This window comes from Citrobacter sp. Cf125 (genome assembly GCF_030333935.1).
In the GTDB taxonomy this organism is placed as follows: domain Bacteria; phylum Pseudomonadota; class Gammaproteobacteria; order Enterobacterales; family Enterobacteriaceae; genus Citrobacter; species Citrobacter freundii.
This window is the reverse complement of sequence record NZ_JAOWEY010000024.1, coordinates 263,069-275,183: the sequence shown is the minus strand read 5'-3', so window position 1 is coordinate 275,183 and position 12,115 is coordinate 263,069. Positions and strand designations below refer to the sequence as shown.

Sequence of the window (12,115 nt, the reverse complement as noted above, 5' to 3'; positions counted from 1 at the left end):
AACGTGGCAAAAGCTCCTAAACGCGCCTTTGTTTGTAATGAATGTGGGGCCGATTACCCGCGCTGGCAGGGGCAATGCAGCGCCTGTCAGGCCTGGAATACCATTACCGAGGTGCGCCTTGCCGCATCGCCAACGGTGGCGCGCAACGAGCGACTCAGCGGCTACGCCGGAAATGCGGGCGTCGCAAAAGTGCAGAAGCTCTCTGACATCAGCCTTGAGGAACTGCCGCGTTTTTCTACCGGATTTAAAGAGTTTGACCGCGTGCTCGGCGGTGGTGTGGTGCCCGGCAGCGCCATACTGATTGGCGGTAACCCCGGCGCGGGGAAATCAACGCTGCTACTACAAACGCTGTGCAGACTCGCCGAGCAGATGAAAACCCTGTACGTCACCGGCGAAGAGTCCCTGCAACAGGTGGCGATGCGCGCGCATCGGCTTGGCCTGCCGACGGCGAACCTGAACATGCTGTCGGAAACCAGTATCGAACAAATTTGCCTGATTGCTGAAGAAGAACAGCCGAAGCTGATGGTGATCGACTCCATTCAGGTGATGCACATGGCGGATATTCAGTCTTCGCCGGGCAGCGTGGCGCAGGTGCGTGAAACCGCTGCTTACCTGACGCGCTTTGCTAAAACGCGCGGCGTGGCGATTGTGATGGTCGGCCACGTCACCAAAGATGGCTCGCTGGCCGGGCCGAAGGTACTGGAGCACTGTATTGACTGCTCGGTGTTGCTCGACGGCGACGCCGATTCCCGCTTCCGTACACTGCGTAGCCATAAAAACCGCTTTGGCGCGGTGAATGAGCTGGGCGTCTTTGCCATGACGGAACAGGGGCTGCGTGAAGTCAGCAACCCTTCTGCTATTTTCTTAAGCCGTGGCGATGAAGTTACCTCCGGCAGTTCGGTGATGGTAGTCTGGGAAGGCACGCGCCCGCTGCTGGTCGAGATTCAGGCGCTGGTCGATCACTCAATGATGGCGAACCCGCGTCGTGTGGCGGTCGGTCTGGAACAGAACCGTTTGGCGATTCTACTGGCGGTGCTGCATCGTCACGGCGGCTTGCAGATGGCGGATCAGGACGTGTTCGTTAACGTAGTCGGCGGCGTAAAAGTCACCGAAACCAGCGCCGACCTGGCGTTGCTGCTGGCAATGGTCTCCAGCCTGCGCGACAGGCCGCTGCCACAGGACTTAGTGGTCTTTGGCGAAGTGGGGTTGGCGGGAGAAATCCGTCCGGTACCCAGCGGGCAGGAGCGTATTTCGGAGGCGGCGAAACACGGTTTTCGCCGGGCGATTGTTCCTGCCGCTAACGTACCGAAAAAAGTACCGGAAGGGATGCAGGTCTTTGGCGTTAAGAAGCTTGCGGATGCGTTAAGCGTGTTTGACGACCTATAATCAAATACCCGTACGTACTGAATTTGTAGGCCTGATAAGCGATGCGTCATCAGGCAGTGTTACGCGATTTTTCCAGCAGGAGGCTCTTGTGTCATTTGATTATCTGAAAACCGCCATTAAGAAAAAGGGTTGTACCCTGCAACAGGTGGCAGATGCCAGTGGCATGACCAAGGGATATCTAAGCCAGCTTCTGAATGCCAAAATTAAAAGCCCCAGCGCGCAAAAGCTGGAGGCGTTGCACCGTTTTCTCGGACTGGAGTTTCCGCGCCAGCAGAAAAATATCGGTGTGGTATTTGGTAAGTTTTATCCGCTGCATACCGGCCATATCTATCTTATCCAGCGCGCCTGTAGTCAGGTTGATGAACTGCATATCATCATGGGCTATGACGACACGCGCGATCGCAGTCTGTTTGAAGACAGTGCCATGTCGCAACAGCCTACGGTGCCCGATCGTCTACGCTGGCTGCTGCAAACCTTTAAGTATCAGAAAAATATCCGTATTCATGCCTTCAACGAAGAGGGCATGGAGCCGTATCCACACGGTTGGGACGTGTGGAGCAACGGGATCAAAACGTTTATGCAGGAGAAAGGGATCCAGCCAAACTGGATTTACACCTCTGAAGAATCAGATGCCCCGCAGTATCTCGAACATCTGGGGATCGAAACCGTGCTGGTGGATCCCAAGCGGACGTTTATGAGCATCAGCGGCGGGCAAATCCGTGAAAACCCGTTTCGCTACTGGGAGTATATTCCGACCGAAGTGAAGCCATTTTTCGTGCGCACCGTGGCGATCCTCGGCGGGGAGTCGAGCGGTAAATCGACGCTGGTGAACAAGCTCGCCAACATCTTTAACACCACCAGTGCGTGGGAATATGGGCGTGATTACGTCTTCTCCCATTTGGGCGGCGATGAGATGGCGTTACAGTATTCTGATTACGATAAAATCGCCCTGGGACAAGCGCAATACATTGATTTTGCTGTTAAGTACGCCAATAAAGTGGCGTTCATCGACACCGATTTCGTGACCACTCAGGCTTTCTGCAAAAAGTATGAAGGGCGTGAACACCCGTTTGTGCAAGCGCTGATTGACGAGTATCGCTTCGACCTGGTTATCCTGCTGGAAAACAACACCCCGTGGGTAGCGGATGGCTTGCGCAGCCTTGGAAGTTCGGTTGACAGAAAAGCGTTTCAGACGCTGCTGGTCGAGATGTTGCAGGAAAACAATATCAATTTTGTGCACGTTCAGGAGCCTGACTACGACGGCCGCTTCCTGCGCTGCGTGGAGCTGGTGAAAGAGTTGATGGGCGAGCAGAGGTAGGTTTTAATGCCGGATGCGCTGCGCTTATCCGGCCTACAAGTCGCACTAACCTCGTAGGCCGGATGTGGCATGAGGCCGCCATCCGGCACTTAACGCTAATTACTTAGAAATACGCTTGTACTTAATACGCTTCGGCTCCAGCGCATCGGCGCCCAGCGTGCGTTTCTTGTACTCTTCGTATTCGGTAAAGTTACCTTCGAAGAACTCAACCTTACCCTCATCCTGATAATCCAGGATGTGGGTCGCGATACGGTCAAGGAACCAACGGTCGTGCGAGATAACCATCGCGCAACCCGGGAACTCCAGCAGGGCGTTTTCCAGCGCGCGCAGGGTTTCGATATCCAGGTCGTTGGTTGGTTCATCGAGCAGCAGCATGTTGCCGCCAACCTGCAGCAGCTTCGCCAGGTGCAGACGACCACGCTCACCGCCGGACAGCTCGCCGACGCGTTTACCCTGATCCACACCTTTGAAGTTGAAGCGGCCCACATAGGCACGGCTTGGCATTTCGGTGTTGCCGATCTTCATGATATCCAGCCCGCCGGAAACTTCTTCCCACACGGTTTTGCTGTTATCCATTGCGTCACGGAACTGGTCAACGGAGGCCAGTTTGACGGTTTCACCCAGCGTGATGGTGCCGCTGTCAGGCTGTTCCTGGCCGGACATCATACGGAACAGGGTTGATTTACCCGCACCGTTCGGACCGATGATGCCGACGATAGCGCCTTTCGGTACCGAGAAGCTCAGATCGTCGATCAGCACGCGATCGCCGTAAGATTTACGCAGATTAGTGACTTCAACGACTTTATCGCCGAGACGTGGTCCAGGTGGGATAAACAGTTCGTTGGTTTCGTTACGTTTCTGGTATTCAGTGTTGTTCAGTTCTTCAAAGCGTGCCAGACGGGCTTTGCCCTTAGACTGACGGCCTTTCGCGCCCTGACGAACCCACTCCAGCTCTTTCTCAATGGATTTACGGCGAGCCGCTTCCTGAGAGGCTTCCTGGGCCAGACGCTGATCTTTCTGCTCCAGCCAGGAAGAGTAGTTACCTTCCCACGGAATACCTTCACCACGGTCCAGCTCCAGGATCCAGCCGGCAACGTTGTCGAGGAAGTAACGGTCGTGGGTAATTGCCACTACGGTACCTTCGAAGTCGTGCAGGAAGCGTTCCAGCCACGCGACGGATTCGGCGTCCAGGTGGTTAGTCGGTTCGTCGAGCAGCAGCATGTCTGGTTTTTCCAGCAGCAGGCGGCACAGCGCGACGCGGCGGCGTTCACCACCGGAAAGATTTTCAATTTTGGCATCCCAGTCCGGCAGACGCAGAGCGTCAGCGGCACGCTCAAGCTGCACGTTCAGGTTATGACCGTCGTGCGCCTGAATGATCTCTTCAAACTTGCCCTGTTGCGCGGCCAGCTTATCGAAGTCAGCGTCCGGTTCGGCGTACTTGGCGTACACTTCATCCAGACCTTTCAGCGCGTTAACCACTTCGGCAACCGCTTCTTCCACGGATTCACGAACGGTATGTTCCGGGTTCAGTTTTGGTTCCTGCGGCAGGTAACCGATTTTAATGCCTGGCTGCGGGCGAGCTTCACCTTCAATTTCGGTATCAATGCCAGCCATGATGCGCAGCAGGGTAGATTTACCCGCGCCGTTCAGACCGAGAACACCGATTTTGGCGCCAGGGAAGAAGCTCAGTGAGATGTTTTTAAGAATATGACGTTTCGGCGGAACGACCTTGCCGACACGATGCATGGTATAAACGAATTGGGCCACGTTGGACTCGCCTCTATGTTTATCCCGTCATACTTCAAGCCGCAGATGCGTTGGCTGTGTCGTTCACCCCAGTCACGTACTTTTGTACGCTCAGGGGATTCACTTCCTCGCCGCCTTGCTGCAACTTGAATTATTTAGGGCTAATTATTGGTAAATAGTTATCAAAGGCGAAGTGTAGCCTTTTTCATTGTCCAATCCCAGCCAGCAGATCCCACTCGCAACAAAAGTAAAAAAGTGTCCGTGACGTGGCGCATTCTGCAATGTCTGGTTAGCATGAATGAATTAAGCGGCATGATGCTGCACAGACGTAACATGAGAAGAGGAAGAGCTTGTGGACAAAGCCAAACAATTTACCTGGCGCCTGCTGGCTGCCAGCGTATGTCTGCTGACGGTCAGTCAAGTAGCGCGAGCGGATTCCCTGGATGAGCAGCGCAATCGCTATGCGCAAATTAAGCAGGCCTGGGATAACCGACAGATGGATGTCGTAGAGCAGATGATGCCTGGCCTGAAGAACTATCCTCTGTATCCTTATCTGGAATATCGTCAGATCACTGACGATCTGATGAATCAGCCCACCATTACCGTCACCAATTTTGTGCGCGCCAACCCGACGCTGCCCCCGGCGCGTACTCTGCAATCTCGTTTCGTGAATGAACTGGCGCGCCGCGAAGACTGGCGTGGGCTGCTGGCGTTCAGTCCGGAAAAACCGGGCACCACCGAAGCGCAATGTAACTATTACTTCGCGAAATGGAGTACCGGGCAAACTGAAGAAGCCTGGCAGGGGGCGAAAGAACTATGGCTGAGCGGAAAAAGTCAGCCGAACGCCTGTGACAAATTATTCGGCGTATGGCGTGCCTCAGGCACTCAGGATCCGCTGGCGTATCTGGAACGTATTCGTCTGGCGATGAAAGCCGGGAATACCGGACTGGTCACGGCGTTGGCCGGACAGATGCCCGCGCAATACCAAACCATTGCTTCAGCGATCATCGCGCTGGCCAACGATCCGAATTCGGTAATGACCTTTGCTCGCACCACCGGCGCAACGGATTTCACCCGACAGATGGCGGCGGTCGCCTTTGCCAGCGTGGCGCGTCAGGATGTGGAGAATGCCCGCCTGATGATCCCTTCCCTGGTGCAGGCGCAACAGTTGAATGACGAGCAAACCCAGGAGCTGCGCGACATTGTCGCCTGGCGTCTGATGGGCAATGACGTTACCGACGAGCAGGCCAAATGGCGTGATGATGCGATTATGCGCTCCAACTCCACCTCGCTTGTGGAGCGCCGGGTGCGCATGGCGCTGGGAACCGGCGATCGTCGTAGCCTGAATACCTGGCTGGCGCGTCTGCCAATGGAAGCCAAAGAAAAAGATGAGTGGCGCTACTGGCAAGCGGATCTGCTGCTGGAGCGCGGACGCGATGCGGAAGCCAAAGAGATCCTGCACCAACTCATGCAGCAGCGCGGTTTCTATCCGATGGTGGCGGCACAGCGCCTGGGCGAAGAGTACGAGCTGAAAGTGGATAAAGCACCAGCGAACGTTGATTCTGCGCTGACTCAGGGCCCGGAAATGGCACGCGTCCGCGAGCTAATGTACTGGAACATGGATAATACTGCGCGCAGTGAATGGGCGAATCTGGTCACCAGCCGTACCAAGTCCGAGCAGGCTCAGTTGGCGCGTTACGCGTTCAATAATCACTGGTGGGATCTAAGCGTTCAGGCGACGATCGCCGGAAAACTGTGGGATCATCTGGAAGAGCGCTTCCCATTGGCCTATAAAGATCTTTTTACCCGTTACACCAGCGGCAAGGATATTCAGCCAAGCTATGCGATGGCGATAGCGCGTCAGGAAAGCGCCTGGAACCCGAAAGTGAAATCACCGGTTGGCGCAAGCGGGCTGATGCAGATTATGCCGGGTACGGCGACGCATACGGTGAAAATGTTCTCGATTCCAGGTTACAGCAGTCCGAGCCAGCTATTGGATCCTGATACCAACATCAACATCGGAACCAGCTATTTGCAGTACGTGTATCAGCAATTTGGCAATAACCGCATCTTTGCGTCAGCAGCCTATAACGCCGGTCCGGGACGCGTTCGCACCTGGCTTGGCAATAGCGCTGGCCGCATTGATGCCGTCGCGTTTGTCGAGAGCATTCCATTCTCAGAGACGCGTGGTTATGTGAAGAACGTGCTGGCTTACGATGCGTACTATCGCTATTTCCTCGGTGATAAACCGGAGTTGATGAGCGACGCAGAATGGCAACGTCGTTACTGATCGTGTCGATTGTGTTATGCTATCGTACTCGTTAAAGAGTACAAAAGGGGGAGGCAAGCACGCTTCCCCCGCAACGATGGCGATATCTTATGACTCAGCAATCACCCTATTCAGCAGAGATGGCAGAACAACGTCACCAGGAGTGGTTACGTTTTGTCGATCTGCTTAAACACGCCTACGAACAAGATTTACACCTGCCACTGCTCAATTTGATGTTAACGCCGGATGAGCGTGAAGCGTTGGGCACGCGTGTGCGTATCATTGAAGAGCTGCTGCGCGGTGAGATGAGCCAGCGTGAGCTTAAAAACGAGCTCGGGGCGGGGATTGCTACTATTACGCGAGGGTCGAACAGCCTCAAATCCGCGCCGGTGGATCTGCGTCAGTGGCTGGAACAGGTGTTGCTCGAGAAAAATTGATTCGCCGGATGTGGCTTTGCCTTATCCGGCCTACGATTGAACATCCGGCACAATGCTATAAATACACCGCGTTATGAAACGGGCTGAGCGCCAGAATCACCGCCTGATGGTACACGCTCGAGCGCGTCAGCTTACCCGCGGTAAAGACGCCGATTGCGCCCTCTTTACGGCCAATCTCATCAATACCTGTATAGTCCGACATCACCGGGCCGAGTGCTTCACCTTTGCGGACTCTGTCGAGAATGACAGTAGGCAATGGCAGCGTGGCTGAACGGGCTTCACCGCGCCGGTGGCCGTTATCAATCACCACCCAACTGAAGGTGGCATCGTCGTCAATTCCTGCTTCAATGGCGACCCAGAAATCAGCCTGCGGGTGCTGGCGGCGAGCGTTATCAACGCGATTTCGTGCGCCAGTGCGCGTTTCCTGGTTTCCGAAAGGTTGTTCCGGCACGCCACTCTCGACGGCGACGGGTTCTATATGGCAGGATCCTTCCCCGAAAATCTCTTCAAATGCCCGCAGAATTGCCTGAATTTTGGCAGGATTGGTGGTCGCAGAGATAACCTTGTGCATAATTAAGCTCAGTTTGAAAATTCATCGCATCGCAGTATAACGGAAAAAAAGCATGTTACAGGTATACCTTGTTCGCCATGGCGAAACGCAGTGGAACGCCGAGCGACGTATTCAAGGCCAGTCAGACAGCCCACTAACCGCTAAAGGTGAACAGCAAGCCATGCAGGTGGGTGAACGCGCTCGCTCGTTTGGTATTACGCATGTCATCAGTAGCGATCTTGGTCGTACACGACGCACTGCAGAAATCATCGCCCAGGCCTGTGGCTGTGATATCACCTATGACTCCCGTCTGCGCGAGCTAAATATGGGTGTGCTGGAAAAACGTCACATCGATACGCTGACGCCGGAGGAAGAGGGCTGGCGTCGCCAGTTGGTGAACGGTACGGTGGATGGTCGTATCCCGGAAGGGGAATCGATGCAGGAATTGAGCGATCGCGTCAACGCAGCGCTGGCATCCTGTCTGGAATTGCCGCCGGGAAGTCGCCCGCTGCTGGTCAGTCACGGTATCGCGCTGGGTTGCCTGGTGAGTACAATTCTTGGATTACCGGCATGGGCTGAACGTCGCTTGCGTCTGCGCAACTGTTCTATTTCTCGCGTTGATTACCAGGAAAGCTTATGGCTGGCGCCGGGATGGGTCGTTGAAACGGCAGGGGACATCTCACATCTGGACGCCCCTGCGTTGGATGAACTACAGCGCTAGCGGCGAATCGGAATCAGGAATTCGCAGCGCAGGTTGATCGGGCGATCTCCCGCTTTGGCATCTTCTGCCGGGTAATATCGCTCGATATCCTGTCCTTTACGGCGCGTCAGGTTCAGCATTGGCATGCATGTGCCGTAAACCGTCAGGATAAACTCTTGCACGCCGGTTCCCAGCCCTTCGTAGGTAAACATCACGTACTCGCCACCCTGTAACAGGATAGGCTGCGCCGACGGCACATAGCCATTGGCCTGTTCCGGCGTCAGTGCAGTGGTGTAAAACACTTCCTGCTCGTCATCTTTTTCAATGCTCGGACGTGTTTCGTTAAGCCCGTACAGGACTGGCGGGATCGCAGGAGCCTGACTGAGGAAGTCGCGCCAGAACTGAATACGCATTTCATGACGGAAATCTGAAATCTGTTCCAGCGAGCAGGAATAGCTTTGCGTGGTGCCGAGTAGTTGCGTATCTTCCAGGGTGACAAACTCGTGCGCAGGCATCGCAAATTCACCCAGGCGCATTGGCGGGCGAATACCAAACGCACTCCATTCCGGGGAGCGACGATACAGCGCAGGCGTTTGGGAAAACTGTTTCTTGAACGCGCGAGTAAAGGTTTGTTGAGAGTCGAAGCGATATTGCAGCGCAATATCCAAAATTGGGCGCGCAGTCAGGCGCAGCGCCACTGCAGATTTCGATAAACGACGGGCGCGGATATAGGCGCCAATAGCATGGCCCGTCACGTCCTTAAACATTCTCTGCAGGTGCCACTTGGAATAGCCCGCTTTTGCCGCCACATTGTCAAGCGACAAAGGCTGATCCAGATGACCTTCCAGCCAGATTAATAGGTCGCGAATAATGCCAGCCTGATCCATAAAATATCCTCATCCTTTCAACAACGAGTACCTGACGTCAGGTATGAGGATAATAGCATTTTTTGCTGTTTTAGCATTCAGTGTTTTTTTTGCTCATAAATGCTTTTTTCGGACATACGAAAGCGTGATTATTGTAATCCTGTGATCTGTATACGTTTTATCTTAGAATGTCGAATAATTGCACAGAGTAACTTTTAAAAATGGTAACAATATGAAATATAAGAGCTTAGTCATTTCCTCAATTCTGCTGATGTTGGCGCAGGTTGCCCATGCGGAGCAGATTGGATCTGTCGATACGGTGTTCAAAATGTTCGGCCCGGATCATAAAATTGTGGTCGAAGCGTTTGACGATCCGGATGTTACCAACGTGACCTGCTACGTGAGTCGGGCGAAGACTGGCGGCATCAAAGGTGGTCTGGGGCTGGCGGAAGATACCTCCGATGCCGCCATTTCCTGCCAGCAGGTTGGGCCGGTAGAACTGAGCGACAGAATCAAGAACGGTAAAGCTCAGGGCGAAGTGGTATTTAAAAAACGTACCTCGCTGGTGTTTAAATCTTTACAGGTCGTGCGTTTTTACGATGCGAAACGTAATGCGCTGGCCTATCTGGCTTATTCAGATAAAGTCGTCGATGGATCGCCCAAAAATGCCATTAGCGCGGTACCCATCATGCCGTGGCGGCAATAACAAGGAAGCACAATGCAACAGTCGTTGATCTGGTTGGTTGAGGATGAGCAGGGAATCGCTGATACGCTTATCTACATGCTGCAGCAAGAGGGGTTTAGCGTAGAGGCGTTTGAGCGCGGATTTCCCGTGCTGGAGAAATCTCGCCAGCAATGCCCTGATGCCATCATTCTGGATGTCGGGCTACCGGATATAAGCGGTTTTGAACTGTGCCGACGTTTACTTGAACGCCACCCGGCGTTGCCGATCCTGTTTCTGACCGCACGCAGCGATGAAGTGGATCGCCTGTTGGGGCTGGAAATTGGCGCGGATGACTATGTTGCCAAGCCTTTCTCGCCGCGTGAAGTGTGCGCTCGTGTGCGTACGCTGCTGCGGCGGGTGCAAAAATTCTCCACGCCTTCATTGACAACGCGCTGTGGGGATTTTGAACTTAATGAGCTGGCCGCGCAGATTACCTGGTTCGGCATGCCGTTGAACCTGACGCGCTATGAATTCCTGCTGCTGAAAACATTGCTGATGTCGCCGGGACGTATTTACTCCCGCCAACAATTGATGGATTTAGTCTGGGCCGATGCGCAGGATACCTTTGACAGAACGGTCGATACCCACATCAAAACGCTGCGCGCCAAGCTGCGGGCCATCAACCCCGAGCTTTCCCCCATCAATACGCATCGCGGTATGGGATACAGCCTGAGGAGCGTCTGATGCGCATTGGCATGCGTTTGCTGCTCGGCTATTTTCTGATTGTTGCCGTCGCTGCCTGGTTCGTTCTGTCTATCTTTGTGCAGGAAATTAAGCCAGGCGTCCGTCGAGCGACTGAAGGCTCATTGATTGATACCGCCACGCTGCTGGCTGCGCTGGCGCGTGATGACTTACTCTCTGACACCCCCACCAACGGCAAGCTGGCGCAGGCCTTTTCGCAACTGCATAACCGCCCATTCCGCGCCAATATCAGCGGCATTAACAAAGTACGTAATGAATACCATGTCTACATGACGGACGCGCAGGGCAAGGTGGTGTTTGATTCAGCTAACCAGGCCGTCGGTCAGGACTACTCCCGCTGGAACGACGTGTGGTTAACGCTACGTGGGCAGTATGGCGCTCGTAGTACGCCGCAAAACCCGGATGATCCGGAAAGCTCGGTGATGTACGTTGCCGCGCCGATTGTAGACGGTGGTCGTATTATCGGTGTGCTCAGTGTCGGCAAACCAAATGCAGCGATGGCGCCGGTGATTAAACGCAGTGAACGGCGAATGCTGTGGGCCAGCGCCGTATTGCTGGGTATTGCCCTGGTGATTGGCTTCGGGATGGTATGGTGGATAAACCGCTCCATTGCCCGGCTGGCGCGTTATGCCGATTCCGTTACTGAGAATCGCCCCGTCCCACTGCCTGATTTAGGCAGTAGCGAGTTACGCAAACTGGCGCAGGCGCTGGAAAGTATGCGTCTGAAGCTCGAAGGCAAGAACTACATTGAGCAGTATGTCTACGCGTTAACCCATGAGCTGAAAAGCCCGCTGGCGGCCATTCGTGGCGCGGCGGAGATACTGCGCGAAGGTCCGCCGCCAAACGTGGTAGCGCGCTTTACCGATAATATTCTGACGCAAAATGCGCGCATGCAGGCGCTGGTTGAAACCTTGTTACGTCAGGCGCGACTGGAGAATCGGCAGGACATTACGTTGACGCCAGTGGCGGTAGATGCGCTGTTTGCTCAGCTTAAAGAGGCGCGTAGCGTGCAGCTGGCGGCAAAAAACATCACGCTGACCATTCTGCCTTCATCGCTTAGCGTCGCAGCCGATCCCGCGTTACTGGAGCAGGCATTGGGGAATTTACTCGACAACGCTATCGACTTTACGCCACAGGACGGGACGATTGTGCTGAGTGCACATCAGCACGAGGATCGGGTCACGTTGCAGGTTACCGACAGCGGTAGCGGGATCCCTGACTTTGCGTTGCCGCGTATTTTTGAGCGCTTCTACTCGCTGCCCCGCGAGAATGGACACAAGAGCAGCGGTTTGGGGCTGGCGTTTGTCAGTGAAGTTGCACGACTGCATGAAGGCGCGGTGATATTATCTAACCGACCAGAAGGCGGTGCACAAGCTTCGTTTACGCTTCACCGTCACTTCACATAACTTCAAATTCT

General features: G+C 54.5%; 11 protein-coding genes. 8 read left to right on the top strand and 3 right to left on the bottom strand.

Annotation, left to right across the window (positions count from 1 at the left end; all coding sequences use genetic code 11):
- Window positions 1–3 precede the first annotated feature (3 nt).
- Both radA and nadR read left to right on the top strand, forming a co-directional pair.
- A complete protein-coding gene (gene radA, locus OGV89_RS15565; protein WP_001728171.1) occupies window positions 4–1,386 on the top strand; it encodes a DNA repair protein RadA in 1,383 nt (460 codons plus the stop codon).
- A gap of 88 nt (window positions 1,387–1,474) precedes the next feature.
- Window positions 1,475–2,704, top strand: a complete 1,230-nt coding sequence (nadR, locus tag OGV89_RS15560) for a multifunctional transcriptional regulator/nicotinamide-nucleotide adenylyltransferase/ribosylnicotinamide kinase NadR (RefSeq protein ID WP_003019021.1) — start codon at window positions 1,475–1,477, stop codon at window positions 2,702–2,704.
- A 99-nt stretch (window positions 2,705–2,803) separates the two neighbouring features.
- On the opposite strand, the gene ettA is transcribed toward nadR, so the two are convergent.
- The gene (ettA, locus tag OGV89_RS15555; RefSeq protein ID WP_003845630.1) at window positions 2,804–4,471 is read right to left on the bottom strand and encodes an energy-dependent translational throttle protein EttA; all 1,668 of its coding nucleotides are present in this window, start codon (window positions 4,469–4,471) and stop codon (window positions 2,804–2,806) included.
- Between the two features lie 331 nt (window positions 4,472–4,802).
- On the opposite strand from ettA, the gene sltY reads away from it, so the two are divergent.
- Both sltY and trpR read left to right on the top strand, forming a co-directional pair.
- The gene (sltY, locus tag OGV89_RS15550; RefSeq protein ID WP_286558896.1) at window positions 4,803–6,740 is read left to right on the top strand and encodes a murein transglycosylase; all 1,938 of its coding nucleotides are present in this window, start codon (window positions 4,803–4,805) and stop codon (window positions 6,738–6,740) included.
- A gap of 89 nt (window positions 6,741–6,829) precedes the next feature.
- Complete coding sequence (gene trpR / locus OGV89_RS15545; protein ID WP_286558895.1) at window positions 6,830–7,156, top strand: trp operon repressor; 327 nt, start codon at window positions 6,830–6,832, stop codon at window positions 7,154–7,156.
- A gap of 55 nt (window positions 7,157–7,211) precedes the next feature.
- Here trpR and yjjX read toward each other — a convergent pair whose 3' ends face one another.
- Window positions 7,212–7,727 carry an inosine/xanthosine triphosphatase gene (yjjX, locus tag OGV89_RS15540; protein WP_016149519.1) on the bottom strand — a complete coding sequence of 172 codons (516 nt, stop codon included), beginning with the start codon at window positions 7,725–7,727 and terminating at the stop codon, window positions 7,212–7,214.
- 52 nt (window positions 7,728–7,779) lie between these two features.
- Here yjjX and gpmB point away from each other — a divergent pair, with 52 nt between their 5' ends.
- Window positions 7,780–8,427: a 2,3-diphosphoglycerate-dependent phosphoglycerate mutase GpmB gene (gpmB, locus tag OGV89_RS15535; protein ID WP_003019006.1), complete on the top strand. Its 648-nt coding sequence runs from the start codon at window positions 7,780–7,782 to the stop codon at window positions 8,425–8,427.
- On the opposite strand, the gene robA is transcribed toward gpmB, so the two are convergent.
- Window positions 8,424–9,293 (bottom strand): MDR efflux pump AcrAB transcriptional activator RobA, encoded by an 870-nt coding sequence (robA, locus tag OGV89_RS15530; protein WP_003837295.1) that lies wholly within the window; start codon window positions 9,291–9,293, stop codon window positions 8,424–8,426. The two genes, gpmB and robA, sit on opposite strands and share 4 nt — an antisense overlap.
- Window positions 9,294–9,504: 211 nt before the next feature.
- Between robA and creA the strand changes: the two genes are divergently transcribed.
- Genes creA through creC form a run of 3 tightly spaced genes read left to right on the top strand, consistent with a single transcriptional unit; the run spans window position 9,505 to window position 12,104 of the window.
- A complete protein-coding gene (gene creA, locus OGV89_RS15525; RefSeq protein ID WP_003018998.1) occupies window positions 9,505–9,978 on the top strand; it encodes a protein CreA in 474 nt (157 codons plus the stop codon).
- Between the two features lie 12 nt (window positions 9,979–9,990).
- Window positions 9,991–10,680 (top strand): two-component system response regulator CreB, encoded by a 690-nt coding sequence (gene creB / locus OGV89_RS15520; RefSeq protein ID WP_286558893.1) that lies wholly within the window; start codon window positions 9,991–9,993, stop codon window positions 10,678–10,680.
- The gene (gene creC / locus OGV89_RS15515) at window positions 10,680–12,104 is read left to right on the top strand and encodes a two-component system sensor histidine kinase CreC (protein ID WP_054528036.1); all 1,425 of its coding nucleotides are present in this window, start codon (window positions 10,680–10,682) and stop codon (window positions 12,102–12,104) included. Before creB ends, creC begins: the two co-directional genes overlap by 1 nt.
- Window positions 12,105–12,115 lie beyond the last annotated feature (11 nt).